This window comes from Acinetobacter sp. KB005 (assembly GCF_049949095.1).
Taxonomy (GTDB): Bacteria; Pseudomonadota; Gammaproteobacteria; order Pseudomonadales; family Moraxellaceae; genus Acinetobacter; species Acinetobacter calcoaceticus.
On record NZ_CP188191.1, the window covers coordinates 2,302,797 to 2,329,210 of the forward strand.

Sequence of the window (26,414 nt, forward strand, 5' to 3'; positions counted from 1 at the left end):
GATGAAATTTCGTTTTTTATTGATTTTAAGTGTTATTTTAACCTCTGCATGTAGTGAAGGTAGTCAAAATAGTACACAAGGGACCCTAACCAAAGACTACAGAAAAGTTTCCGATTATAAGTCGAAGGAAGATTTAGAGAAAGCGGCGAAGGCGAATGATCCTGAAGCATTGTTTGTATTAGGTTCTATGTATGCGACAGGTGAAGGTGTTGAATTTAGCCAGAAGAAGGCATTCGAATTATTTGAAAAATCTGCAAAACTCGGTTCTTCTAATGCCATGTTGCAATTAGGATTAATTTATCGGAATGGTAATGATTTAATAAAAAAAGATGATTTAAAAGCCTTAAAGTGGTTTGAACAGGGGGCTAAGAAAGGTAATCCTTCAGCCATACATAATCTAGGCGTTTCATATTATAAAGGATTAGGTATAACAGAAGATAAAGCGAAAGCTTTTAAGTATTTTAGTCAATCTGCAGAATTGGGCTTATTACAATCACAGGTAATAGTTGCGGGTCTTTTATACAACGGTGAAGGTGTAACTAAAGACCACAAAAAGGCTTTTGAGTGGGCATTAAAGGCCGCGAATCAGGGGGATGTTGAGTCGCAAAACAATATTGGTTTAGCTTATGAAAATGGAGATGGGGTTGCAAAAGACCCAGTGCTTGCTAAAAAATGGTTTGAAAAAGCAGCTAATAATGGTTTTGTATTAGGGCAATATAATCTTGCTCTTAAGTATTTTGATGGTAATGGTGTAGAGCAAAATTTTTCAAAATCAATTGAGTATGCGGAAAAAGCAGCGAATGCGCAGAATAAAGCTGCTATACAATTATTGGTTGATATTTATTCAAATGATAGAAATCCTAAATATAATCCTGAGAAAGCTAATTATTGGAAGTCTAAGCTGTAATTGAGATTGGCATAAGAATTTTTTAAGGCATGTTAGTATTAAGTATAAACATGCCTTTTTTAATGAGTTATTATATAAATTATTAAAAATTTATAACTTGTTACTATTGGGCGCACTTTTAAATCTTGCTCGTAATGTAGGTAGAAATAAACATATTGCGCCAGATATGTAAGAAAAAAGTTTTAGCTCTCAACAGGGTCTCAATATTGCAGCAAATTATGAGCAGAACTCAGATGATCCATATATGGTCTAAAGCTATTTTATAGGTTGTTGGATATTGGCGACACAACGTACTCCATACATACGGTAAGTCATTTTATTCTCTTCATTTGATTTAGGTTGGGCTTGTGCTCTTGCTATATTGAGTCCATCAGCCATCATTAAATCATCTGCACTCATTGCAGTTGTGCTACGCAAAACTTTTTGAGTTCCTGACTTAGGTCCTGTTGGGTTATCAATAGGTGAATGTTTATAATAATCTTTATCGTACCAGTCATTCATCCATTCATAATTATTGGTGACAAGATCATAAAAACCCAATAGATTTGGAGGGGTTTTACCAAGTACTGGAATATCAAGTACTGAGTCAGGATTGTTAGTGTGCCTGTAAGTATCGTACTGGTTTAATTTCCATAGATTCTTTTTGGGTTCTACTTTATCTGTACCTGTCGCAAAAACAACATATTGACCTTTATTTCGAGCAACATACTCCCATTGCGCTTCAGTAGGTAAGTCCATGGGGGTACCCACTTGTTGCCCTAGCCATTGACAGTAGTCTTTGGCTTGTTGCCAATCCATTCCTGTAGCAACTTCCTGAATGATTTCTGGTGCATAGAGTTGATTATAATAACTTTCAGGTTGTCCAGTGGTTTCTGTAAAAATATTATAGTCTTCTAGAGTAGTCTTATAAGCACTCATATTAAAGCTGCTAAGGGAAACTTTATGCAGGGTTTTATTATCTCTCCTGAGAAGAGAGGGAGAGGGTGGTTATTAGGTTTTTCAGTATTGCCTTTGGGGTTTTTCACCGCCATGCTATTCGGAACCATTTTTTCTAATTCTGGTGTTACTAGTCCAAAATCACCCATCAGATAGCTACCGCCTTCAACAAAGATCATATTCTTTTTGGTTTTCTCAACCAATTGTTGAATTTTTTGCTGAAGTTTTGGTGAAGGTTTTGATGGTTTATGATTTGTCTCAGTAGATTTAGCACAAGCACTTAAAGCAAGACTTGAAAATAAAACAACAGCTATATTCCGTTTCATCATTTTGTTGTAAATCATTAGGTTGAATATTGATGAAACTATTTTAGTAAGAGAGGTGGAAGATATAAATAGCGGTTTTGTTATTCAGCTAAGTAAATAAACATTTTGATTTATGAAAAACTAAAATGAACTAAGATATTTTATAATTCTTTATCTTATGCTTACAAAAACAAACTTAATTTTTTTGCTTCTAGATTTTTGATGAAAATATATTGAAAAAGCATGCTTAGGGGTATGAGTGGTACTTTTTAACCTTTATCATGGAAACTAAATTTATTTAAAAAGTATAATAGATAGACAGATTAGTATTGACAAGTTTTATGGTTTTTTGTAGCGCACTTTTTTACTTTGAGTTTTGATGGTTTGTTCGTAACCAAATAGAAGCACCTTGTAGTTAATATAAACTTAAATATTGTTAAGCAAATGTTTCAAAAAAACTAAATGAATGATATTTAAATAAATTTTTATTCAGTTTTTATTTTTATTTATTTGATTAAAATCAATTACTTATTTTTAATTACAAAAAATAACAATATTATATTTTTATAAGAATAACTTTATTAAGCTATATTTTATAACCATCTTAACTATTTACTTTTAGTTTAAGTTGATATGATTTTTATATAAAATATGTTTGTTTATATGATAAACTGCGCATAAATTTTTTGAATATAAGGTTTATAGTCTGATTTTTTAATGTTTTCTCAATATTAACTTTTCAGTAAAGCCTTGAATAAATAAGAAAACAGAGGAATGAAAGTTGTGTTGAAACGAAGTATTTTGATACTTTTTCTGACTGGAAACATTATCGGTCTATCAGGTGCTCAAGCAGCAGAACTAGAGCCTGTAAAACTTAAAAAAAGTTGTATTAAAAAGAATCCGTTAGCAGAAGGCCAAAATGATCCTGAGCTATTGAATATTTTTAAGCAAGTTTGTGATAGTGATAATACGACTCAAAAAAATGATTTATTAGCTAAAGCAGCCATGCGGTTTTATCAAACCAATCAACCAGTTAAAGCGTTGAATTTAGCAAGTCAATTGCAAAGTCAAAATATACGCGGTTCATTAATAACAGATGTTTTATTTTTATCTGGTGTAAGCATTGCCAATACTTCTTTGCAGCAAATGCGAAGTCAGGAAATGCGTTATTTAAGCAACGATGTAACGTACCCACCCGCTAAACAGTTAATTGAAAATATTCATACTTCAATGCCTGCGCCTGATACTTCAAATGTTAAGGCTGCTACAGAAGGTGGCTCAGTTGATAACGAACGAAGAAGTTATAAAAAACAAACTGTAACACGTAACAGAGTTACTAGTTCCAGAACAGCAACTAAACGAGTAGCAACTCCAGCAAAAGCAACTGCGGTTAAACAAAAAACTGCCCCTGTAGCCAATGTTAATAAATCAAAAAGTTCGCCTTTTGACCCTTTAATTAAATAATCAGGAATAGAATCTTATGGCTAAGAGAGAAAGCGTACAAAAGAAGCTTCAGCGAATTCGACCGCCACGTGTTCAGCTTACATATGATGTTGAAATTGGTGATGCAAAAGAAGCGAAGGAACTACCATTTGTTGTTGGTGTGATGGGTGATTTTTCGGCAGCATCTGAGCTTGAACGTACAAAATTAAAAGATAAAAAATTCATCAATGTCGATTTAGATAATATTGATGAAGTTATGGAGTCATTGTCTCCAAGAGCAGCTTTTCAGGTAGATAATACGCTGACTGAAGAGGGTGGGCGAATTGCAGTTGATTTAACATTTAAGTCAATGGAAGATTTTCGCCCAGAAAATGTTGTTCAACAGGTTGACCCATTAAAGAAACTGGTTGAAGCACGCGAGCGTTTAACTGATTTGAGAAATAAGATTTCGAACAGTGAGCGTCTAGAAGACTTACTTGATGAAGTGCTTAAGAGTACTGATCAGATCCGTAAATTAAGTGCGGAGGCTGATCATGAATAATACTCAATCTGCAGCAATGTCACTTGTTGAAAATGAACAAGTTAATCTTTTAGACTCGATTGTTGAAGAAAGCCGTATTGCCCGAAATGAAGAAGAACATTCGCGTGCAAAAAGCTTAATTGGTGAACTTGCTAAAGAAGTAATGGCAGGAACAATTACAGTTTCTGAAAATATGACTTTATCAATTGATAAGCGTATTGCCGAAATTGATGCACTGATTTCAAATCAATTAAGTCAGATCATGCACAATGAGCAATTTCAAAAGATTGAGTCAACTTGGCGTGGTCTTTACTACTTCTGTCAAGAAACACCATCTAATCCGCTCATTAAAATTCGTATGTTAAATACGACTAAAAAAGAGTTGGTAAAAGATTTTCAAGGTGCTACAGACTTTGATCAAAGCACTTTATTCAAAAAAATCTATGAAGAAGAGTATGGGTCTTTTGGTGGTGCGCCATATTCAGCACTCATTGGTGATTTTGAGTTTGACCGTACGCCTTCTGATATGTATTTGCTTGAGCAAATCTCTCATGTAGCAGCAGCAGCTCACGCACCATTTGTTTCAGCGGCTAGCCCAAGCATTTTGGGTCTTGAGTCATTTACCGATATTGATCGCCCTAGAGATGTTTCAAAAATCTTCGAAACGGCTGAATATGTTCAATGGCGTTCATTCCGTGACAGTGAAGACTCTCGTTATGTCGCATTAACATTGCCGCATGTGCTTGGTCGTCTTCCTTACCATCCAAAAGAAGGAACAGCTACAGAAGGGTTTAACTTTGCTGAAGATGTTTCAGGTGCAAACCACAACGAATATTTGTGGATGAATGCTGCTTATGCTTTCGGTACTCGTTTAACAAATGCATTTGATATGCATGGTTGGTGTGCTGCAATTCGCGGTGTTGAAGGTGGTGGTTTAGTAGAAGGCTTACCAGTTCATACTTTTAAAACACAAGATGGCGAAGTGGTATTTAAGTGCCCAACTGAAATTGCTATTACTGACCGCCGCGAAAAAGAACTAAGCGATTTGGGCTTTATTCCTTTAGTACATTGTAAAAATACCGATTACGCTGCTTTCTTTGGCGCGCAATCAACTCAAAAACCTAAAAAATATGACAATGATACAGCAAATGCAAACTCTGCTTTATCAAGTCAAATTCAGTACATCATGGCCGTTTCACGTATTGCTCATTATTTAAAAGCGATGATGAGAGATAAAGTGGGTAGCTTTGCTTCTGCTGGAAATGTTGAAGCATTCTTAAATGAGTGGTTGTCACAGTATGTATTACTAGATGACGGTGCTTCACAAGAAGCAAAAGCTCAATACCCTTTACGTGAAGCGTCTGTAAAAGTTGTAGAAGATCCTGCTCAACCAGGTCACTACAAATCTGTGGTTTTCTTGCGACCACACTTCCAGCTGGACGAGTTGTCAGTTTCTTTGCGACTTGTCACTGAGTTACCTCAGTCCTCAAATTAATAAAGGTCAGCGAAAGAATAACTTTAAATTAAAAATAGGAAAGTTCTAAATGAAAGATATATACGTTGAGTTTCGCGGTAAATATAAAGTTGATGGCGAGTCTCGTGATTCTGAGCACAAAGGCTGGTTAGAAGTTAACTCTTGGTCTCACAACATTCGTCAACCTAAATCTGCTACTTCAAGTAGTGTTGGTGGTCATACTGCTGAACGTGTTGAACATTCAGATATGCTTTTTATTAAAGACCTAGATGCAACTAGCCCGAAATTATGGGAAGCATGTTCAGCTGGTTATACATTTGATGAAGTACAAATTGATTTTTATCGTGCGAATGGCGACAAACGCATTAAGTACTTACAAATTAAATTGAAGCATGTTCTTGTTTCTAGTGTAACTCCAACAGTTAACGAAGAAGGTGTTCCAACTGAAGCGTTTGGTTTGAAATACGCAGCTGTTGAGTGGACATATAACCAACAAGATATTAACGGTACTGCTAAAGGTGCTGTTACTAAGAAATGGTCACTTTCTAATAATACTGCTTCTTACGCAGCATAATTATTTAAGTGAATATTTGGTGGAGGCTGACATAAAGTTAGCCTCTGCTGTCTTTAAGCATGCTTGTTGTGAACTCGAATGAATTTAGATCGGCTTTATCCATACGGATTTCGTTCAACTCTGTTTGATCGTTTAATTCCTGAAAGTGAAGATTATGCAAAAGGTCTTTCTATTCAGCAATTAAGAGAATCGGTAGCGAAAGATTTAGAAGACTTGCTAAATAGTCGGGTCGCTAAATTGGACCACGTGGTCGATGATTATCCGCTAGTTAAAAAATCTATACTTCAGTTTGGGATTATTGATTTTGTGGGGCTTTCTACAGCTAATCCGCTAGATCGAGACAAGATTTGCCAATCAATTGAACAATCAATTGCAGCTCATGAGCCCAGATTAAGACAAATACGGGTAGAGATGTTGTTGGATGGGCATAATATGGGGGCATTGTGTTTAAGCATTCAGGCTTATCTAAATATTCATCCACTGTATGAACCTGTCGTTTTTGATGCATTGCTAAAACCGACAACGCAACAATATGTAATTTCGGCGAGAACCTAAGCGTAGTGGGTGTGTTGTGATAGAAGAGCTTTTACCGTTTTACGAAAAACAACTACAAGAATTTGGTCAGCAATCTCGAGAATTTGCCCAAAAATATCCGAAAATTGCTCAGCGTTTATCGTTAAATCAAGAGCAGATTGATGATCCGCATATTGAGCGTCTAATACAGGCGTTTTCATTAATTGCTGCTCGCATTGATAAAAAACTTGCTGATAGTTATGACGTATTTACACGTTCTTTATTTGAGGTGATGTTTCCTCAATACTTACGTCACTTTCCTGCTTGTTCGGTGGTAAGTTTCGAAGATATAAATAAGATAAAGCAACTCACAGAAGCGCATATTGTTCCTGCACACACCGTCTTAAAGTCTCGCAGTTTTAAAGGTGTTCAGTGTGAGTTTAATACCACGCAAGAAATCAAATTACTCCCGATAAGTTTGCAAGTGCTAGAGTTCAAAAGTACACCTAGTGCACATATGCATTTAAGTCAAAATGCGACTTTAAATTTTAAGTTTGAAATTTTTAATCATGCTCATTTATGTTTAATAAATGAAAAGCTTCCTATTTATTTAGATGCAATTTCTAATTTTCCGCTTCAAGTACTAGACAGTATTTTTAAGAAGGAAACAACTTTTGCCATCAGAATAGGGCAGAAAGTTGTAGCGTTGGATAAAAATCCATTTGAGTTAACTGGTTTTTCAGAGCAAGAAAGTCTATTGCCACTCGATCAACATACTCACCATGCTTATCGGTTGCTGATGGAGTATTTTTGTTTTCCTGAAAAATTTAATTATCTAAAACTTGATTTAAGTTTTTTAAAGCTTCTATCTCTAGAAGAGAGTGATTTTGAACTGCTTATACATTTTAAATTAAATTTAAATGATCAAGCCGTAGTTCGAAATTATTCTGAGTTGAATGTTGCTAATTTTAAATTATTTACCACACCAGTCATTAATTTATTTGAAAAATATGCTGAACCTCAAAAAATCGTACACAAGCAATTAGAATATCCATTAATTACAGATGCGCATCATCCTGAGTTTTATCAAGTCTATTCAATTACTGAAATGAATATGGTGCGTGAAAAAACTAGTCACGAAGAAAGCTATGTTCCTGTGCTGCCTTTTTTTGCGATGAGCCACTACCATGCGGACAAGGCCCGCTTTTTCTATTCGGTAAACTATCAAAAACTACAACCAAATTTTGTTGAAATGGGATATTCAATTATTTCTAAAAATTTAAATCCTTCTTCAACACGTTCAGATTTTATTAGTACAAAATTGTTATGTTCAAATCGTGACTTGCCACATGAAGCATTGGGGCAGTCTAATAATATATTGAACTTAAATGATAGTAGTCTGGCCAGACGTGCCATTGTTTTAAAAAGACCGACTAAACCTTATCAATTTGGACAAAGCCAGACTGAGCAGTGGCGTGTCATTTCACACCTTTCATTAAATAGTTTAGCTTTAATGAAAGGTGATGCCGTATCTCATATTAAAGAGTTACTTGCTTTATATAACTTACCGTTATCGAAAGAAAATTATCTAATTATTGAATCAATTAAACATCTTGAATTTTCACTTACCCACAAACTGGTAGATGGTAAACCATTCCCAATGTTTGTAAGGGGAGTGAAGGCCGAATTGCAAATTGATTCGTCTGTATTCAGAGGGCATAGCCTATACATTTTTAGCCAATTATTAAGTCGTGTTTTTAATTTAAAGGTCCAAATTAATAGTTTTGTTGATTTGGTTGTCAAGGATTATTCATCTCAGCAGGAGTTATACCAATGCAGTCAGAACGTTGGTGGCAAGACTCTTCTATAACAGCTGAGCTGTTTACCAAGCCAAAGTCTTTTGAATTTATTCAAGCAACACGTCTATTAAGGCACGATTCAAGTCGTGCGGTTGGTTCATCTTGGAGTGATCATTTCAAGTTTGAGACATCCTTTAATTTAAATTTTCCTGCTACAGAAATTGAAAATTTAGAATTAACGGACGAGCGGATTTATATCACGAATTTAATAGTTGGTCTTACTGGCATACAAGGTGCTTTACCTTATACATATACGAATAAGATTAAACAGGCCCCACGTCAGCAAAGAGCTGAAACTAAAGAGTTTCTGAGCTTATTTAACCATAAGCTTACTGCTCAATATGTAGAGTCCAGCATTACATATAATTTACCGATTCGATATGAGACTGAGTATAAAAACGATTATTTAGATATTCTGCATGCATTGAATGGCTATGTGCGCTCCCAACATCAGCAAACAGAGCTTGATGACTATTTTGCAGAGTTTTCTGGATTAATGCAGGGCCAGAATAATACAGTTCATGCATTAAAAACGATGCTGTCCTGTATTTTTAAGCATGAAATTACGATTAAAGAGTTTATACAAGAATCTTTTAAGTTAGCGAGTGATCAATTAACGACTTTAGGTGGAAGTCAGCCGAGCTTACTTGGCATTAATACGTTTTGTGGGGAAACCATTCAGCAAATTGATGGAAAAATTGAAATTCAGATTGGACCACTAAAGCGTCAGCAATATTTAAATTTCCTCCCAAATCAAGAGTTGAGTTTAAAACTAAAAAAAATTGTAGAAACGTGGTGTAGTCCAACTTTATCGATAGATCTGCGGCTCGTATTAGATGAGTCAGAAATACAACCTATTTGCTTAACTAAGAATAACCAGAACGGTTTAGGGCAGGGTTCTTTTCTCATATCACGACAACCAAAAGTACATAGTCATGAAACTTGCTATAGCCTTATTGGAGAGAGAATGTGATTAAAAAAATATTACTCTCATTTATTGCTATTTTTACAGTGGTTAGTGGATTTATTATTTTCTACTGGCGTGACGTTCAATATAACCCTGATAAAGGTGATTTTTTTCTTTATTTCTTATTGTTACCAGCAATTATTACCTTGGTGATCTTATCGCCATGGTTAATTTATAGTACCTATAGAGCTTATAAAGACAAGAAAGAACAATCTATAAATCAAAATAAAGATGATGCTAATCAAAAACAAACCACTGTAATTGACGCACCACTCGAACAGTTAGATTTTAATATTTACTCTGCTTTTGCCGTACATGCATTAGGTGAGAATGAATCAATTATTGAGCAACTACAAAACTTCAAAAGCCCAGAGTTAGATGATCAACTGTTAAATTCTTACGGATTGCCTCTTTTATCTTATCGTATTAAAGACTTGGATGAAGACAATCATGAGGAGAGTGATTACTCATCTTCACGACAAGTTCGTATGATGTCATTAATACAACAACAATTAGAACAAAATATAGAAAACTTATATCTTCTTGCAGAGCATTTAAAGCGTTCAACTTTATTTTATGAGTCGCAGCAAGCACGTGAATATCATATGCATCCGGCATGGGTTGATCCCGAGTCTGAATATGACGATGCTCAAATGTCTGTAGTCGAAGTTTACCGTTTAAATCGTTTAAATTTACACATCCTTCTTTCGGAGGATTTACTACATATCTGGAATGATGATCAAAGTAATGAATTAATTTTAGAGTTCTTTGCTGAGATTGGTATTGCTCCGCACAAGGTTCATATTGAATATCATTTTTTTGGAGAGCAATTGGCTTACCAAGAGTTGATACACCTATTAAAAGGTATTCATAAAAGAGAGCATGAGATGTTCTTTTTAGTCGTCGCTGATTCAGAAATTGATCAAGATCTAGTCGATGAGAAATCTTGGATGATTAAAGATTATATTCCTGCTGAATTTGCAGCAAGCTGTTTACTCGCAGATCCTTTAGTAAAAATTCAAGAATTAGAGCCTACTAAAGCACTGAAAGTGGTTGTGGGCCAACAAGATACAGCGAAGCTTTTTAATAACTTTGAATTTAATGATTTACCTCAGCATGAGGGAGAGGAACCTTATGTGCTGATATTGTCAGATCAGACGGATATAAGAGTTTCGAAGAAATTGCAGCAACACTTTCTTAAAACACCTGTAGAACCGCATCACTATATTTATGTGAAATCTTCATTAGGGCATACCCAACATTTAGCTGATATTTATGGCTTTATGCTGAGTATGCATTTCCCTGAACATATCATTCCTTTTGTCTTTGGTGAAAATACGGTGTCAGCACATACGTTTGTGAAGCATGTCACCGAAAATTCAGAAGATGATGTGATGGTGTTGAATAACTAATTTAAACTTTGGACTTAGAACGAGAATAGAATGCATACAATTTTAGGCTACTTGTGGCAGTACATCACGAATCCTAAAGCAATTATCGCCTTGTCATTGTTCGTGGCATTGATGTCTTCATATACTTCAATTCCCCGTCATATATTCTGGGCTTTAGCGACTGCCTATGCTTTGGGTCTTATTGTTTATGGTATCTATTGGCTTATTCAACGAAGAAAACATGCTGCTCAAGGTGAAGAGTTAGCTGAAGCGATTGAAAAAGATAATCAAGCTGAGTACGGAAAAAATAAAGATAAAGAAGAGCTTCAGCTTGTTAATCAACAAATGAAAGAATCAATTCAACTTATTCGTAAATCTAAGTTGGGTGATAAAAAAGGGAATGCTGCACTCTATGAGCTTCCTTGGTATATGGTTATTGGTAACCCCGCTGCAGGTAAAAGTTCAGCTATTTATAACTCTGGTTTAAAGTTTCCTTTTGAAGAAACGCATCAGAAAATGGTATCTGCTGGGTTAAGCGGTACTCGAAATTGTGACTGGTTTTTCTCTACAGAAGGTATTTTACTCGATACAGCTGGTCGTTATTCTGTTTATAGCGAAGATCATTCTGAGTGGTTAGGTTTCTTAAATATTCTAAAAAAGAACCGTTCTAAAGCTCCGGTCAATGGTTTGATTTTAATTGTCAGTATTGCTGAGCTGATTAGTCAAAGTCCTGAAAACTCGTTAAAACTTGCTAAAAATTTACGTGCTCGTATTCAAGATTTAACTGAGCGTTTAGAAGTGGTGGTGCCTGTCTATTTAGTCTTTTCAAAGATGGATTTGATTGCAGGTTTTACAGAGTTTTTTGAATTTTATGAGGCTCAGGAATATAACCAAGCTTGGGGTGCGACTCTTCCTTATGAACAGAGTTCTTCGCACAATGCCGTAGATTTATTCGAGAAACATTACAATATTCTTTACGATGGTTTAAAAGGGGTAAGTTCGACTCATTTAAGTCGCCGCCATTCGCAGAATATCTCTCCAAGTGTAATGACTTTCCCATTAGAATTTAAAACATTAAAACCAGCTTTAAAGAGCTTTATTGCGACACTTTTTGAAGATAATCCATATCAATTTCAACCTGTTTTCCGTGGGTTCTACTTCACTAGTGCTTTGCAGGAAGGTGTCATTGAAAGTCCAATGACGGAGCAAATTGCACAAGAATTCCAGCTTACTCAAATTGCTCAAAGTGATTTAAAAGATCATTCAAAAATTACCCCTAACCATGGTTATTTCTTAAATGGCCTATTTTCCGATGTTATTTTAAAAGATAAAGATCTTGTTAAACAGCATGTAAATGCTGGCAGAAAACGTCAGCGTTACATTGCATTTATTGGTGCTTTAGCAGGTGTTTCAATTATTCTTGGTGTCTGGGTTTGGTCATATCGCAATAACCAGCAATTAATTGCTGAAGTTCAAGCAGATTTAAATAAGGTTGTTCAATTAGAAAAATCTTCAGGCCAGCAATTATCAACCCAATTAGAAGCTTTACTTATTCTTCAAAGACGTCTACAGCAGTTAGATGAGTTTGATGAAAATAGACCACTTAAGTTTAGTTTTGGTTTATATCAGGGCAATGAGCTTCGTGAAAAACTAAAAGCGGAATATTTAAAAGGCGTTAAGCAAATTGTCTTAACACCAACACAGCAAAATATTGCTCAATATTTGCAACGCGTAAAAAATAATGAAGCAACATTAAAAGCCAATCATACGAATGTTGAGATTAAACAAACTGCTCAGTCTCAACAATATTTAGAACCTTCAGACACAAATCCTCAAGATGCTTACAATGCATTAAAAGCATATTTAATGATGAGTAATCCACAGTATATGGATGCAAGTCATTTAAGTGATCAGGTTACGCGTTTCTGGCGTTCTTGGTTAGATGCCAATAAGGGCCAAATGCCACGTGCAGATATGATTCAGGAAGCTGAACAGATATTGTCATATGCAATGACTTTAGCAAATGACAAACAATTTCCAATTTTAGATGCAGATTCGCAAATTGTTGATCAAACACGTCAAGTATTGCTCTCTGTTGTCAGAGGAATGCCTGCGCGTGATCGTGTTTATAATGAAATAAAAATGCGTGCTGCGGTACGTTTCCCTGCGCTGACTGTCAGTCAAATTGTGGGTGAGGCAAATAAAAATGTTGTATTGGGTAGTTATGCATTGCCTGGTGTATTTACCCAAAAAGCATGGAATGACTATGTAGAAAAGGCGATTGAAGAAGCGGCAGATAAGCCAACAGATAGTAAAGACTGGGTGCTAAATAGCCGTCAATCTGATGATTTAACTTTCTCAGGCAGCCCTGAGCAAATTAGAAAGCAACTGACAGCACTCTATAAGCAAGAATATATTGCGGAATGGAGAAAATTCTTAAGTGGTATTCATTATGCTAAAGCTGGCCAATTTGCTCAGCAAGTAAAAAATATTGATGTTTTAGGTGAGCCACAGAACTCTCCAATTCGTACCTTAATTGAAAGAGTAGCAATCGAAACAAACTGGGATAATCCTGTTGTGCAAGCAGAGCTCGCAGCTCCACAAAAAGGATTTGTTGCGTGGTTTAAACGTAAAGTTTTAAATCATGATGATAAGGTTGCCAATCAAGTGGCAACTAATGCTCAGGGCGCTATTTCTCAAGAATATCAAATGTTCTATCAGTTGGTTCGCAAACGCGATGATCAACAAGGTAAATCATTACTTGATGAATATATGACAAATTTAGCTCTAGTTCGTAGCAAGTTTAATGAGCTTAAGAATGCCGGTGAAGTTGGGCCTAATGCGATGACATTAGTCAAGCAAACCCTGAATGAGCAAACTTCTGTATTTAACCAGACGCAAAAAATTGTAGATGAAAAAATGGCGGTTGGTTTCAATGAAATTGATCAGCGATTATTACAAAAATTGGTGGTTAGTCCACTTACGCAGGCTTTCGAGAGTTTAATTACACCGACGCAAGATGAAATTAATAAATTGTGGGTAATGCAAGCTTATCAACCATTTACAGCAAATCTTGCTAAGAAATATCCATTTAACTCATCAGCTTCTTTGCAAGCTACAAGCAGTGAAATTGGTCAAATCTTGGGCGAGAACGGTAGTATTTCACGCTTTGTAAAAGAAAGTCTTGATCCATTTGTGATCCGTCGTGGTTATACGTTAACGTCTAAGACATGGAAAGATTTAGGAATTAGTTTAAATCCTCAATTCGTCATGAATTTCCAAAGATATGTTACTCCAGCGAATGGTATGGCAACAGGTGAGTTGAATGCTCAAGCTCCAGCGGCACCAGCAACCAACCAATCGAACTTCCAGTTCTACCCAATTCCAAATCCACAGTTACTTTCATATACCGTTGATATTGATGGTCAGCGTATGACTTATGAAAACGGTGTTCAACAGTGGGTTAACTTCATTTGGCCAAACCAAGGAAGCATTCCGGGTGCTCGTATTACTGCTGTGGATTTACAAGGTCAAACGCACACGATTTTTGATGAGCCAGGTGAATATGGTATTAACCGTTTAATTGATAGTGCTCAACGTAAAGAACAAAATGGCGGATTTGAAATGCTTTGGCGTAGTAAGACGGACCCATCATTAGTTGTGAAAATGAATTTCCGTCTAATCAGCAGTAATTCAGGCAGCATTGGTTCAAGCCGTGGTTATTCTGGTATGCAACTGGTTGATAAAGTCACTGCCGATAAAGCCGCTCGAGTGGTGTCTGCTCAGCAAGCGCCAGCTCAAGCTGCCGCTCCAGCAAGAACTGAAAATCCTGTTGCAGCACTCGCCCAGCCTTCTGCAGGAGTTAAACCATGACATGGAAAATAACCTCTATGCGAAAGGAGGAGCAATCATGCAAACATTAAAAACAACTCCTTTGTATTACGGCAAAAGTCCTGCACGAGGCGACTTTTTAAAAACAAAAGGTCAGAATGCTTTAATACAGTTGCTTGATCAGTGGATTACTGAAGCATTGGAATATGCGATGCAATCGGGCAGTTTTAAAGAAGCTTATAGTACGTTGCCTTCACTGGATTTCTTTATTGCAAATCCGAAAGAAAATATGTTTTTAGTGGCGAACCTACTCGCGAGTGAAGATAGTTCAGGTCGATCTTTTCCAATGGTGCTGAGCCATTTATTAGAAATTGATTTGCCGTATGATAATTTGTTATATGCACCATATAGCTATAAACATGTACTTGTTGATTTATTTCAAAACAATCGTGCTTTAAAAGGCATTAAAGATTCAGATTTGTTACTTGGAAAATTAGGTCACTTACAAAATCAAATTCAGGTTTTAACTGAACGAGAATGTGTAGGCTTTTATGAAAATCATACAATGCACTCATTTGCTCAGTTAATGAAGTTAAGTATTTATGAGCTAGCGCAAAGTATGATTGGGCTGGGATTATTACTACAGCCAATTTTACAAAATGGAACTAGTCGGTTAAATAAAGTCCTGATTTTGCCTATTAATAATCCTGCTTATAGTTATGAAATAGCTGCTTTTTGGGTCAGTATTATTTGTCGCTTTTTAAAGGAGCATAATACTGAGGTGTTGATAGGCTTGTTACATCGAGAACAGCCCGTATTATTCTTCGGTTTTCAGGGTGCTGATATTTTAGCCCTTAGCGATATTTTTACTCAGAATATGGATAGTAAACACTGGGTTTCTTTAATAGAAGCTCAGTGGATTGATACTTATTTGGAGCAGAATGCTGGTTTAGCGACGCTAGAACAATCATTATGCCAACGCCAATTAAGTTTAAATCAAGGCTTAAAACTATTTAGACAGACTTTTTTGGGTGAATAATAATGAATCAACGATATCAAACTAAACTTTCACAGCTCATAAAAGGCTGTTTTATCTATGCCGTTGCTAATTATGCTTTGGCTCAGCCTATTGTTGTAGAAGGTGTAGTTCCTAACGAGGCTAGTAAACAGGCTATCTTATTAAAAATGCAGTCTGTTTACGGTGCAGATCAGGTTGTAGATAAAATACAAGTTAGACCGGTAGCTGCTCCAAATGGATGGAGTGATTCTGTTACACGAGTCATTACACCTGATCTTAAAAAAGTCTCGCAAGGTAAGTTAAGCGTAAACGGTACTCGATTTGAGTTGAGTGGAAAAATGCTGAATCCAGCAGATATTCAACCTACCATTCAGTCTTTTCAAGGGTTAGTTCAGCCTCCGTACCAACTGTATTCACAGTTATCAGTCAATCAGGCTGAACAGAAAATTATTGATGATGCACTTAAAAATCGAATTATTGAGTTTGAATCTGGCAGTGCAGTGTTAACTGATGCCGGTCAAAAAATTCTAGATGAGATGGCTGTTGCTTTAAATAAAGTAGGCGGTAAAAAAGTCAAAATCGTAGGACATACAGATAGTTCCGGCGATGCGACTAAAAACTTAAAACTTAGCCAAGATCGAGCATTGGCAGTAAAAAACTATTTAATTAGTAAGAGTATTCCGGCAGACCATTTATCTGCGGAAGGTTTAGGTTCTTCTAAACCAGTCGCAGATAATACTTCTCCAGAAGGAAGAAAGAAAAACCGTCGAATTGAGTTTACCGTTCTATAAATATAAGGAGAAGAACATGGCTAGCCCTTACATTACGATTGGATGCCCAACAACAGGTGGAGGGCAAGTCATTTCTGGTAATAGTACGTTTTTAATTGATGGAATTGCAATTGCGTGTGTAGGAGACAAGGCAACTTGTCCGTTACACAAAACGGTTTCTACGATTGTATCGGGTGATCCGAATATGCTTGTTATGGGAAAATCAGGAGCGCGCGTAAATGATTCATTATCATGCGGTTGTAAATTATTACCAAAACAGAGTTTAGTTAATCAAGGATAAGGGTAGAGATATTTTTATATAGATATAAATATCTACTAAAACATATTAACGCTTGAAATGATGAGTAGTTTGTCTGATAAAGCTGAATTTTGTTAATATACAGACATTATGATTTTAAGCATTAAATTATTTAAAAATATTGAGAGTAATGATGAGTAATTTAAAAATTTTAATTACAAAACTTTCTACAGTTGCGCGTACTGCTTTAGAAAAATCGGCTAATGCTTGTGTTATTCAACAAAATTACGAAATTGAAATTGAACATTTATTTTTAGAATTACTTAATCAATCTTTAGAGAATGATTTAAAAATTTTATTAAAGAAATATAAAATTTCACCTGAAGCTTTAGCTGATGATTTAAAAGAAACAATATCTCAATTACCGAAAGGTAATAATCGTACTCCTATTTTTGCTAAATCTATTGTTCGTTTGTTTGAACAAGCATGGTTATTGGCTTCGGCTGAGCAAAATCCAGTCATGCGTAGTGGTCATTTATTAGTTGCGTTATTAACTGCATCTGATTTATATCAAATTGCGACTCGTGCTTCGAGTTTATTTGATCTCTTACCAATTGATTCAATGAAACATAAGTTTCTTGAAATTTGTGAGAAGAGTGTTGAACAACAAGATGAAACAAAAACACCTTCTGGTGAAGCTGAAGCAACAGAAACGACTGTAGCGAATACCAAAACTGCTAAAACACCAGCACTTGATCAATATACGATTAATCTAACTGAAAAAGCGAAACAAGGCGGTATAGATCCGGTTATTGGGCGTGAATATGAAATTCGGTTAATGCTCGATATTTTAATGCGTAGACGCCAAAATAACCCGATCTTAACGGGAGAACCGGGGGTTGGTAAAACAGCGGTGGTCGAAGGTTTAGCCTTAAAAATTGCTCAAGGTTTAGTGCCTAACGCCCTAAAAAATGTCCATTTACATGTGCTGGATATGGGGCTGTTACAGGCTGGTGCAAGTGTTAAAGGCGAGTTTGAAAATCGTTTAAAACAGGTTATTCAGGAAGTTCAAGCTTCTGCTCATCCTATTATCTTATTTATTGATGAAGCGCATACCTTAATTGGTGCAGGTGGGCAAGCAGGGCAAAATGATGCTGCAAATCTCTTAAAACCAGCTCTTGCACGTGGTGAATTACGCACGATTGCTGCAACAACATGGGCAGAATACAAACAATATTTTGAAAAAGATGCTGCATTAAGCCGACGTTTTCAGGTTGTAAAAGTAGAAGAGCCAACAGAAGACGTTGCGGTCGATATGTTGCGGGCAATGATTCCAGTCATGCAACAGCATTTTAAATTACAAATTGATGATGAGGCGATCGTTACAGCGGTTCACTCTTCACATCGATATATTAGTGGTCGTCAACTTCCGGATAAAGCAGTGAGTGTGCTTGATACAGCAGCAGCACGTGTTGCGTTGACCCAAAATGCCCAACCTGTAAAGCTTGATCAGTTAAATGCTCAAGAGCATAACTTAAAGCTTGAACAGCAAATTTTAGAAAATGAACATCGTCAGATTCCAATTCATCATGAACGATTGGAAAATTTAAAAAGCCATTTGGAGTCTTTGCAAAAAGAGATTCAAGAAACCCAAGAGCAGTGGCAAAAAGAATTAGAACTTGTTCATAAAATTCAGGAATTAGAAGCACAGAATCATACGAATGAATCTGAGGCTTATGATCAGATCAATCTATTGCGTAAGGATCTTGCTGATATTCAAGGCCAACAACCATTAGTATTTGAAAGAGTAAACTCTCAAATCATTAATGAAATTATTTCTGATTGGACCGGAATTCCAGTTGGAAAAATGGTTAATGATGAAATTAAACAGATATTAACACTCGAAGATAAATTGGGCGAACGTGTAATGGGGCAAGATTATGCACTCACACAATTAGTTCAGGGTATTAAAACTTCAAAAGCAAGACTTGAAGATCCGAATAAGCCACAAGGTGTATTTCTTTTGGTGGGCCCAAGTGGTGTAGGTAAAACTGAAACTGCACTAACTTTGGCAAATGAATTATATGGTGGTGAGCAGCATTTAATTACCATCAATATGTCTGAATATCAGGAAGCCCATACTGTATCTTCGCTTAAAGGAGCACCTCCTGGATATGTGGGATATGGTCAAGGTGGGGTTTTAACAGAAGCTGTTCGTCGCAATCCTTACAGTGTTGTGTTGCTTGATGAAATTGAAAAAGCACATAGTGATGTTCAAGAACTGTTCTATCAAGTATTTGATAAAGGTACTTTAGAAGATGGTGAAGGACGAGTAATCGACTTTAAGAACACCACTATTTTGTTGACTTCAAATGCGGGCTCAAGCGCGATTATGCAGGCTTGCTTAAATACGCCTGTAGATGAATGGCCTACAGCTGAAGAGTTGATTGACCATTTAAAACCAAGTTTATATAAGCAATTCAAGCCTGCATTTTTAGGTCGAATGAGAGTGGTGCCATATTTCCCATTGCATGATGATTTACTCGTACGAATTATTAAACATAAGCTAGGCAAGATCACAGCAAGAATTGAGAAACAATACGGGACACAAGTCCAATATTCTGAAGATTTGGTAGAGCTACTTTTAAGCCGCTGTACAGAAGTGGATAGTGGTGCACGTAATGTTGATAATATTTTAAATTCTACGGTGTTACCTGCATTGGCTACAGAAATTTTAGTGGCTTTAGCAGAGCAAAAGTTGCCAAAAATTATCATGATTGATGCTAAAGATGACGAAATTCAATATTTACTAGATCCTGTTGCAAAAGCTGCTAAAAAAAGGACGAGTAAAAAGTTGAAGTCAGAAGTTTAAAATTGAATAGAGCTAAAATTAGATGAATATTGATATTTCTGAACTCCTTGAACCCATTAGCGATAGCTTACCTTGTGGTGATGACTTTTCATTTTCTAATGAATTTCATGAAATCAAAAAGGCGAAAACACAAGATGATCTATTGCTAGATCAAGGCGATTGGGTTGCTGAACGCAAACAGGCCGACTGGGACTTTGTATCAAATAAAACGAGTGTTTTGCTAAAAGAGAATACTAAAGATATTCGTCTATTAACTTGGCTCATAGAAGCTTGGAGTCATCTTTATGGTTTTGAGGGCATGGCGAAAGGTTTAACTTTAAGCCATACCATGCTTAATCAATACTGGCAGGAAATTCATCCTGTTATTGAAGATGATGACTTAGATCAGCGCATTGGGTTATTACAGGGTTTAATTAATCAACTTCCGATGTTGTTAAAGAAGGTTTCTTTAACCAATACAGCTCCTTATTATAATTTGCTTGATTATGATAATTTTCTATATCACGAAAATGTTCGTCGTAAGCAAACTGAAGATTACGATAGTCAGTCGGGACCATCGGAGTTAGAGCAATTCGATCAAGCCATTTTCAATACTTCTAAAACTTTTCAATATTCTAATTATCAAGATTTTAGTTCAGTCTTAACTGAATGGGATGTTTTAAAGCAAGCCCTTGACCATTTAATGGGACTAGACTCGCCGAGTTTTGGTGCAATCGATTCAGCATTTGAAACCATTCACAGCACATTACGCAAGATTTATAAAGCAGAAGCTTTTGGTACTGGGCTTGCGCCAATCCAAGAACAGGCTGCTGTTATTACAAGCTCATCTATGGAAAATCAAGTGCCTGTACAAGTTGTTTCAGATCAGCCCGTTTTTCAGCCTCAAGCACAAACTCACTTGGCTAATCGTGAGCAAGCAATGAAAGTATTGCAAGAAATCGCGGATTACTTTCAAGCAAATGAGCCTCATAGCCCTGTGAGTTATATGCTTCAAAAAACCATTAAATGGAGTCAAATGCCGTTACATGAATGGTTAGCACAAGTCATTAAAGATGAGCATCCATTACAAATGGTTCAGGAAATGTTAGGTGTGCAGCCTAAAAATGAATACGAATAAAGATTGGTAAAGACATATGTTTAAAGCTGAAAAAGTCCTGTGGGGCGAAGGTTTATTTTTAAGACCTCAACATTTCCAAATTCAAGATACCTATCATGAACAACGGTTGAATCATACGGTTCGAGCGGTTGTACCTTTTTCATATGGTATTCAGAAATTAAATTTCGATGAGGCTCAATTGAGCACACATATTCTTGCTCTAGAGTCTGTAGAGATGATCTGGCAAGACGGAGAAATTTATCAGGCACCTGCTTATGATTTATTGCCTGAGCCAATTTTATTGGATGATCTTAATTTACGTGGTGAGATGCTAATCTATTTAGCATTGCCACTCTTACAAGCAAATAAGCAAAATCTCATTGATCAGAACCAAGCGCAAAAGGGTAGATATCAATCTCACCTTGTTGAAACACATGATCTTTTTACGAATGCTACCGAAGCAGATATTAGTTTGTTACGCCGTCGTGCTGTTTTTAAACTATTAGATGTACATAGTAATCCTGACCATAATTTAGATGGTTTCTTATATTTACCTATTGGAAAGATTAAGCGTCAAAGCTCAGGTGCTTTCGAAATTGATCGAAAATTTATTCCACCAATTTTGCATGTGGATGCATCTGAAACACTCATTTCAAATTTAAAAAGAACACTGAACGTTATTAAGGCAAAAATTAAGACAATTCAAACCAATAACAGAGAAAATGAACAGAAGTTAATTGAATTCCGTTCTGGTGATATTGTTTCGTTCTGGTTAGTGAATGCGTTAAATACAGCTCATGCTGGTCTAAATCATTTTGTGCAATATCCACAAATCCATCCAGAGCGTTTGTTCTTTGAATTATTGCGTTTAGCAGGTTCATTATTAACTTTCTCGACGGCATATGATGTCGATCAATTACCTGCCTATAAACACCATAATTTACAAGAAAGTTTTTCGCAGTTAGATACGATTTTGCGTGATTTACTCGATACGATTATTTCGAGTCGTTACATCAGTATTGCACTTAAAGAAATCCGTCCTTCATATTGGGTGGGAAGTCTTGAGACCGATAAGATTACTCGAGACACTCGACTTTATATTGCAGTATCAAGTAGCGCAATGCAGACACATGAGTTGATCCAGATCGTACCTTTACGATTCAAGATCGGTAGTACTTTAGATGTAGAGCAACGCGTGGTTGCAGCATTGCCTGCAATTCCATTGCATCACTTAATTCAAGTTCCAACTGCGATACCGGTACGTTCTGGTGTGAGCTATTTTGAAATTGAACCGCATCATGAGCTATACCAACGCATGTTAGATTCCGAGACGATTTGTATTTATGTTCCGGCTGGTTTCCAAGATATCAGTATTGAACTGATTGCGGTCATGAACGCTTAACGATAAAGGAGAGAAAAATGTCACAATCCACAGGTGCTCCTTCTTTATTTGATGATGGGCAAATTGGAACAGGTGGGAGCAATAATAGCCAGTCTCAAGCAAAACTACAGGCAATCAATCTTATTGATTTATTGCATGATGGGTTTTATTTGGTTTTTTTGATTCGAAATCAGTATGTACCAGCAGATGCGCAGCGGTTTCGTGAAAAAATCTTAAATTTACTTAATCAATTTGAGCAACAAGCCAAAAAGTTGCAATTTTCAGCTGATGATATTCATGATGCTAAATATGCATTTTGTGCTTTGATTGATGAAACGATCGTAACGCAACAAGACGCGAGTTATTTTAATTTGCAAAATGCTTGGTTAATTAGTCCATTGCAATTGAGCTTGTTTGGTTCTCAATTAGCTGGTTATCGCTTCTTTGAAATATTGGAGCAATTACGTAGCCGTGGAAAAGAACGTCTAGCTGCTTTAGAAGTATTTCATTACTGCCTTTTGTTAGGTTTTCAGGGCAAGTACCGAATTGAGTCAACGGAAAGTCTCAACCATTTAGTATCACGAGTGGGTGATGAAATTGACTATTTGAAAGGGAAAAAGCTCGCATTTTCACCGTTCTCGGCCATTCCCGATCAGATCCGAAATATTATTCATCGCGAAGTACCATTCTTCTGGATTTTGATCTTTTTATTGATTTTTGCATTACTTACCTTTGCAGGACTAAGATTTATGCTGAATAATCAAAATGATAAAGCATTATCTAATTATCAAAATGTGATTTCTGCTCCTCAAGAGCAAGCACATATTACAATTTATTTACCTTGATGATGGTACGAAATGGCTCAGGAAAAACCAACTTCTATTCGAGTGTTACAGTCGAATAAAAAAAAGCCGAAATCACCAATACTTTATATTATTATTGGTGTTATTGCCGGGGTGTTTGTCAGCATCTCGCTATTCCTGTTCTTGTCTCAACCGTATTCTTCAGAATCAGCAGCAATTGAGAGTAAATCAACAGAAGAACAGATTTTAAATCAAGAAACTGCTCATTCTTCTGATGAACAAAATCAGGTTGCTGTCAGTCAAGACAACGAAACAGATTCAATGAGCCGTGATGGCTTTGAACAACCTAAAGATAATGAATTAAGTAATATCTTTAAACCTGCTCAGCATAAGCCTGCTACTGTCAATCAACAGCGAGTTTCTCCATTTGACGAACAGCTCACGGGTGAAAAGAAAGTTCAGGTTGTGCCTCAACTACAGACGGGTGCAGCTAAAACGGCTCAACCGAAGGTACAGCCAGCTCAGCAAAAGCCAGTGAGTAAACCGCAGCAACAACAAGCGGCACAGGCTAAACCAATTGTTGAGAATAAAGCTCCAGCCGAGCCAGAAGCTGAGGTTGAACCACCTAAGGCATCGGTAGATATTAAAATTACACGAAGTCCTTTTGCCGTGAATTAATGAACTGATGATGATTTTTCTCATTTTCTTTTGCTTTACATGCTTGGCAATTGGTTTAGCGTTTTTAATGTCTTATGAGCTAAGGAGTAGAAGCAAAGATTTTGTTTTGTCATTACTGCCACAAGGCCGTAAGCAGCTTAATCAAGTTAGACAATTTGCTCAAACAATGAATCAGGCAGCTGCGCCTGAAAAGCTACAATCCCATTGGCATTTACAGCAGTGGTGGATTGTCATTGCAGGCTTTTTCTTGTTTGCCAGTATTTTAGTGTTTGCTTTTACTCGACCTATTAGTTCAACTCGAATTGAGGCTGAATATCTGAAAAAAACAGATCCTCAAATTTATGCACTTTTGAATGGTGAAATATTATCGCCACCGCCAGAAGTGGATGAAAGTCTAATTGAAGCTGCGATTGTAGAGGCCACCCAATTAGAGCAACAATATTCCTCTCAAAGTAGTGGCGCTATTAATTCTTCACCTATTGATAATGCGAGTTTCGATGGGCGAGCTATTTTAGATACCAGTCTAGTAGATCGTAAATGGAGCAAAATGAACCCACGTTATAAGCAGCGTTTACTCATGGTCTTTAAAATCATGAAAGAACAGTATGGTTATGAGTTGGTTTTATTAGAAGGTTATCGTAGTCCTACTCGTCAGAATATGCTGGCAGGTAATCCGAATACGACCAGAGCAAAAGGGTATCAGAGTTACCATCAATTTGGTTTGGCGGCAGATGTAGCCTTTAAACGAAATGGAAAAGTGGTTATTTCTGAAAGAGACCCGTGGGCTATGCAAGGTTATCGTTTATATGGACAAGTTGCTGAATCGGTTGGTCTCACGTGGGGCGGACGTTGGAAATCTATCCAAGATTATGGACATACTGAATTCCGTATGCCGGGATTAAGAAAAACTCAAGAAATGGCAGAAAAACTCATTGCCGAAAGCTTGAATGATATAAGTTAAAAAGAGAAAAATATGTTTACAGAACCTAAAATACAGGACATTAAAATCGATTCAGTGATTAGCCAATTGAGCTTTCTATGACTTCATCTTTTAAACGTTTGACTCTATTTAATCAAGGCTTAGGCAAGATTAGTCCATTTGCAAAAGGTGTGGATGGAACTTTACAGGCTATTGAGCATTTGGGTTATGTGCAGATTGATACCATATCGGTCGTTGAGCGCGCTCATCACCATATACTATGGAATCGAGTGCCTGATTATGATTTAAGTCATTTAAATAATTTGGTTCGAGAGCGTCAGATTTTTGAATATTGGTATCACGCGGCGTCTTATCTGCCAATGAAAGACTACCGTTATGCACTGCCTACCATGATGTCGGTCAGAAAAGGGGAAAGCCGTTATTTCAATAGAGGTGATCAACATCTCATGAATGAAATTTTAGCCCGCGTTCGTGCAGAAGGTAGAATTCGATTACGAGATATTGATAAGAATAATAAAAAGAATTTGGGTGGTTGGTGGAATACAGGCCCAGGTCGCCGTGCTTTTGAGCAGTTATATATGCAGGGTGACCTGATGATCTGTGAGCGTAACGGAATGGAAAAAGTCTATGATTTGACCGAACGTTGCTTACCTGAAAATATTGATTTAAGTCTGCCTACGCTTCATGAATATGCGCAGTATTTATTTAATACAACGCTTCGAGCACATGGCGCATTCACTTGGAAGCAATTGGTTCACTTAAAGGGAAAAGATTTAAAAGAAACTATGCGTGTTGTGCTGAAGGAACAAATTGACGCAGGTGTAGTGTCAGCGATTAAACTTGACGATGGGCAAACTCTATATGTCGATGTAGCTGCAATAGAACAAAAAGTGAATACTGATTTTGGATTAAAAATACTTTCGCCTTTTGATAACTCGCTGATTCATCGTGACCGCTTAACCTCTTTATTTGAATTTGATTATCGGATCGAATGCTATGTGCCAGCGGCCAAACGGGTATTTGGTTATTTTTGCTTACCTATTCTTTATCAAGATGGGCTAGTGGGCCGCATAGATTGCAAAGCACATCGGACAGTAAAAGAGTTAGAAGTCATTAGTATACATCTCGAAAAAACAATCAAAGATAAAGAGCTTTTCTTTTTTGAATTAGAGCAAGAGATCAAGCGTTTTGCAGAGTTTAATCAATGCACCATCATTAATGACAAAGTCATAAAGCTCATTCGCTAAGGTGTAAGCAGGGAACTATGTTGGTCTTAAATAAAGTATGTTTAAGATAAAACACCAAAAGAATTAAAGCTTTTGGTGTTTGCAATTGGTTTACATTAAAGGCATACGATATTCAATTATTCCTGGTTTTTGTGCAATCCAGTCATAGAGTTTTTGAGCCGTGTGATTGGTTTCTTGAGTGTGCCAATATAAACGGTCACAGTTATGCTCGATTGCCTGCTTTTGTACATATTCAATGAGTTGCTTACCAATGTGTTGCCCACGGACTTCAGGTGAAACAAAAAGGTCTTCTAAATAACAATAATTATTCTCTGCCCACGTTGAACGATGAATAACATAATGCACAATTCCCAAAACTTGCTCACCTTGTTTGGCAACAGCACAATAAACGGGTTCATTTTCATCGAAAAATCGCCCCCAAGTCACTTTAGTAACATGAATGGGTAAATTTACCTGATAGAAATTTTGATAAGCAAGCCAATATTTCTTCCATTGTGAATAGTCCTGCTGCTGAACAGGAACAATCTGAATATCTTGATTTTGCATAATAATTACACTCTGTTTTAAAGTTCTAGAAAATCGAAAACAAGAGTGTAGTTTTGATAGTGGTATTTTTATAAGATACACTTT

21 protein-coding genes and 1 pseudogene are annotated in these 26,414 nt (G+C 36.5%); 20 read left to right on the forward strand and 2 right to left on the reverse strand.

Annotation, left to right across the window (positions count from 1 at the left end; genetic code table 11):
* Nucleotide 1: 1 nt before the first annotated feature.
* Entirely contained in the window at nt 2-907 is a 906-nt protein-coding gene (locus ACPF64_RS11075) for a tetratricopeptide repeat protein (protein WP_426453262.1), read from the forward strand.
* Between the two features lie 255 nt (nt 908-1,162).
* On the opposite strand, the pseudogene ACPF64_RS11080 reads toward ACPF64_RS11075, so the two are convergent.
* A pseudogene (locus ACPF64_RS11080) lies at nt 1,163-2,172 on the reverse strand (formylglycine-generating enzyme family protein).
* Nucleotides 2,173-2,922: 750 nt separating this feature from the next.
* Between ACPF64_RS11080 and ACPF64_RS11085 the strand changes: the two are divergent.
* From ACPF64_RS11085 to ACPF64_RS11175, 19 genes are all read left to right on the forward strand, one after another.
* Nucleotides 2,923-3,612 (forward strand): hypothetical protein, encoded by a 690-nt coding sequence (locus ACPF64_RS11085; RefSeq protein WP_426453264.1) that lies wholly within the window; start codon nt 2,923-2,925, stop codon nt 3,610-3,612.
* A 16-nt stretch (nt 3,613-3,628) separates the two neighbouring features.
* A complete protein-coding gene (tssB, locus tag ACPF64_RS11090) occupies nt 3,629-4,132 on the forward strand; it encodes a type VI secretion system contractile sheath small subunit (RefSeq protein WP_003651049.1) in 504 nt (167 codons plus the stop codon).
* Nucleotides 4,125-5,606, forward strand: a complete 1,482-nt coding sequence (gene tssC, locus ACPF64_RS11095; RefSeq protein WP_017389328.1) for a type VI secretion system contractile sheath large subunit — start codon at nt 4,125-4,127, stop codon at nt 5,604-5,606. Before tssB ends, tssC begins: the two co-directional genes overlap by 8 nt.
* Nucleotides 5,607-5,655: 49 nt before the next feature.
* Complete coding sequence (locus ACPF64_RS11100; RefSeq protein WP_003651052.1) at nt 5,656-6,159, forward strand: Hcp family type VI secretion system effector; 504 nt, start codon at nt 5,656-5,658, stop codon at nt 6,157-6,159.
* A gap of 78 nt (nt 6,160-6,237) precedes the next feature.
* Nucleotides 6,238-6,714 carry a type VI secretion system baseplate subunit TssE gene (gene tssE / locus ACPF64_RS11105; protein WP_002048404.1) on the forward strand — a complete coding sequence of 159 codons (477 nt, stop codon included), beginning with the start codon at nt 6,238-6,240 and terminating at the stop codon, nt 6,712-6,714.
* Nucleotides 6,715-6,730: 16 nt separating this feature from the next.
* The gene (gene tssF / locus ACPF64_RS11110; protein ID WP_426453268.1) at nt 6,731-8,542 is read left to right on the forward strand and encodes a type VI secretion system baseplate subunit TssF; all 1,812 of its coding nucleotides are present in this window, start codon (nt 6,731-6,733) and stop codon (nt 8,540-8,542) included.
* Nucleotides 8,506-9,504 carry a type VI secretion system baseplate subunit TssG gene (gene tssG / locus ACPF64_RS11115; RefSeq protein WP_426453270.1) on the forward strand — a complete coding sequence of 333 codons (999 nt, stop codon included), beginning with the start codon at nt 8,506-8,508 and terminating at the stop codon, nt 9,502-9,504. The genes tssF and tssG overlap by 37 nt, the downstream gene beginning before the upstream one ends.
* Nucleotides 9,501-10,910 carry a hypothetical protein gene (locus tag ACPF64_RS11120; RefSeq protein WP_426453272.1) on the forward strand — a complete coding sequence of 470 codons (1,410 nt, stop codon included), beginning with the start codon at nt 9,501-9,503 and terminating at the stop codon, nt 10,908-10,910. Before tssG ends, ACPF64_RS11120 begins: the two co-directional genes overlap by 4 nt.
* 30 nt (nt 10,911-10,940) lie before the next feature.
* Nucleotides 10,941-14,762 carry a type VI secretion system membrane subunit TssM gene (gene tssM / locus ACPF64_RS11125; protein ID WP_231761415.1) on the forward strand — a complete coding sequence of 1,274 codons (3,822 nt, stop codon included), beginning with the start codon at nt 10,941-10,943 and terminating at the stop codon, nt 14,760-14,762.
* 37 nt (nt 14,763-14,799) lie between these two features.
* Nucleotides 14,800-15,759, forward strand: a complete 960-nt coding sequence (gene tagF, locus ACPF64_RS11130) for a type VI secretion system-associated protein TagF (protein WP_005047747.1) — start codon at nt 14,800-14,802, stop codon at nt 15,757-15,759.
* A 2-nt stretch (nt 15,760-15,761) separates the two neighbouring features.
* Nucleotides 15,762-16,529, forward strand: coding sequence for an OmpA family protein (locus tag ACPF64_RS11135; RefSeq protein ID WP_005041646.1), 768 nt, complete (start codon nt 15,762-15,764; stop codon nt 16,527-16,529).
* A gap of 16 nt (nt 16,530-16,545) precedes the next feature.
* On the forward strand, nt 16,546-16,809 hold the full coding sequence (locus ACPF64_RS11140) for a PAAR domain-containing protein (RefSeq protein ID WP_003651066.1): 264 nt from the start codon (nt 16,546-16,548) through the stop codon (nt 16,807-16,809).
* Between the two features lie 148 nt (nt 16,810-16,957).
* Nucleotides 16,958-19,639, forward strand: a complete 2,682-nt coding sequence (gene tssH, locus ACPF64_RS11145) for a type VI secretion system ATPase TssH (protein ID WP_426453276.1) — start codon at nt 16,958-16,960, stop codon at nt 19,637-19,639.
* Nucleotides 19,640-19,661: 22 nt separating this feature from the next.
* The gene (tssA, locus tag ACPF64_RS11150) at nt 19,662-20,756 is read left to right on the forward strand and encodes a type VI secretion system protein TssA (RefSeq protein ID WP_426453278.1); all 1,095 of its coding nucleotides are present in this window, start codon (nt 19,662-19,664) and stop codon (nt 20,754-20,756) included.
* Nucleotides 20,757-20,772: 16 nt separating this feature from the next.
* Nucleotides 20,773-22,137, forward strand: a complete 1,365-nt coding sequence (gene tssK, locus ACPF64_RS11155) for a type VI secretion system baseplate subunit TssK (RefSeq protein ID WP_005041639.1) — start codon at nt 20,773-20,775, stop codon at nt 22,135-22,137.
* Between the two features lie 17 nt (nt 22,138-22,154).
* Complete coding sequence (gene icmH / locus ACPF64_RS11160) at nt 22,155-22,961, forward strand: type IVB secretion system protein IcmH/DotU (protein WP_017390380.1); 807 nt, start codon at nt 22,155-22,157, stop codon at nt 22,959-22,961.
* A 12-nt stretch (nt 22,962-22,973) separates the two neighbouring features.
* Complete coding sequence (locus ACPF64_RS11165) at nt 22,974-23,597, forward strand: hypothetical protein (protein WP_426453281.1); 624 nt, start codon at nt 22,974-22,976, stop codon at nt 23,595-23,597.
* Between the two features lie 7 nt (nt 23,598-23,604).
* Nucleotides 23,605-24,558 carry a M15 family metallopeptidase gene (locus tag ACPF64_RS11170; protein WP_056479146.1) on the forward strand — a complete coding sequence of 318 codons (954 nt, stop codon included), beginning with the start codon at nt 23,605-23,607 and terminating at the stop codon, nt 24,556-24,558.
* Between the two features lie 77 nt (nt 24,559-24,635).
* Nucleotides 24,636-25,784: a winged helix-turn-helix domain-containing protein gene (locus ACPF64_RS11175; protein WP_426453283.1), complete on the forward strand. Its 1,149-nt coding sequence runs from the start codon at nt 24,636-24,638 to the stop codon at nt 25,782-25,784.
* Between the two features lie 90 nt (nt 25,785-25,874).
* Here ACPF64_RS11175 and ACPF64_RS11180 read toward each other — a convergent pair whose 3' ends face one another.
* Complete coding sequence (locus tag ACPF64_RS11180) at nt 25,875-26,330, reverse strand: GNAT family N-acetyltransferase (RefSeq protein ID WP_426453285.1); 456 nt, start codon at nt 26,328-26,330, stop codon at nt 25,875-25,877.
* Nucleotides 26,331-26,414: the final 84 nt, after the last annotated feature.

Bases quoted from the DNA above. Each gene is read 5' to 3' on its own strand.
- ACPF64_RS11075 (WP_426453262.1), top strand. From the start codon at position 2: ATGAAATTTCGTTTTTTATTGATTTTAAGTGTTATTTTAACCTCTGCA.
- ACPF64_RS11085 (WP_426453264.1), top strand. From the start codon at position 2,923: ATGAAAGTTGTGTTGAAACGAAGTATTTTGATACTTTTTCTGACTGGA.
- tssB (WP_003651049.1), top strand. From the start codon at position 3,629: ATGGCTAAGAGAGAAAGCGTACAAAAGAAGCTTCAGCGAATTCGACCG.
- tssC (WP_017389328.1), top strand. From the start codon at position 4,125: ATGAATAATACTCAATCTGCAGCAATGTCACTTGTTGAAAATGAACAA.
- ACPF64_RS11100 (WP_003651052.1), top strand. From the start codon at position 5,656: ATGAAAGATATATACGTTGAGTTTCGCGGTAAATATAAAGTTGATGGC.
- tssE (WP_002048404.1), top strand. From the start codon at position 6,238: ATGAATTTAGATCGGCTTTATCCATACGGATTTCGTTCAACTCTGTTT.
- tssG (WP_426453270.1), top strand. From the start codon at position 8,506: ATGCAGTCAGAACGTTGGTGGCAAGACTCTTCTATAACAGCTGAGCTG.
- tssM (WP_231761415.1), top strand. From the start codon at position 10,941: ATGCATACAATTTTAGGCTACTTGTGGCAGTACATCACGAATCCTAAA.
- tagF (WP_005047747.1), top strand. From the start codon at position 14,800: ATGCAAACATTAAAAACAACTCCTTTGTATTACGGCAAAAGTCCTGCA.
- ACPF64_RS11135 (WP_005041646.1), top strand. From the start codon at position 15,762: ATGAATCAACGATATCAAACTAAACTTTCACAGCTCATAAAAGGCTGT.
- ACPF64_RS11140 (WP_003651066.1), top strand. From the start codon at position 16,546: ATGGCTAGCCCTTACATTACGATTGGATGCCCAACAACAGGTGGAGGG.
- tssH (WP_426453276.1), top strand. From the start codon at position 16,958: ATGATGAGTAATTTAAAAATTTTAATTACAAAACTTTCTACAGTTGCG.
- tssA (WP_426453278.1), top strand. From the start codon at position 19,662: ATGAATATTGATATTTCTGAACTCCTTGAACCCATTAGCGATAGCTTA.
- tssK (WP_005041639.1), top strand. From the start codon at position 20,773: ATGTTTAAAGCTGAAAAAGTCCTGTGGGGCGAAGGTTTATTTTTAAGA.
- icmH (WP_017390380.1), top strand. From the start codon at position 22,155: ATGTCACAATCCACAGGTGCTCCTTCTTTATTTGATGATGGGCAAATT.
- ACPF64_RS11165 (WP_426453281.1), top strand. From the start codon at position 22,974: ATGGCTCAGGAAAAACCAACTTCTATTCGAGTGTTACAGTCGAATAAA.
- ACPF64_RS11170 (WP_056479146.1), top strand. From the start codon at position 23,605: ATGATGATTTTTCTCATTTTCTTTTGCTTTACATGCTTGGCAATTGGT.
- ACPF64_RS11175 (WP_426453283.1), top strand. From the start codon at position 24,636: ATGACTTCATCTTTTAAACGTTTGACTCTATTTAATCAAGGCTTAGGC.
- ACPF64_RS11180 (WP_426453285.1), bottom strand. From the start codon at position 26,330: ATGCAAAATCAAGATATTCAGATTGTTCCTGTTCAGCAGCAGGACTAT.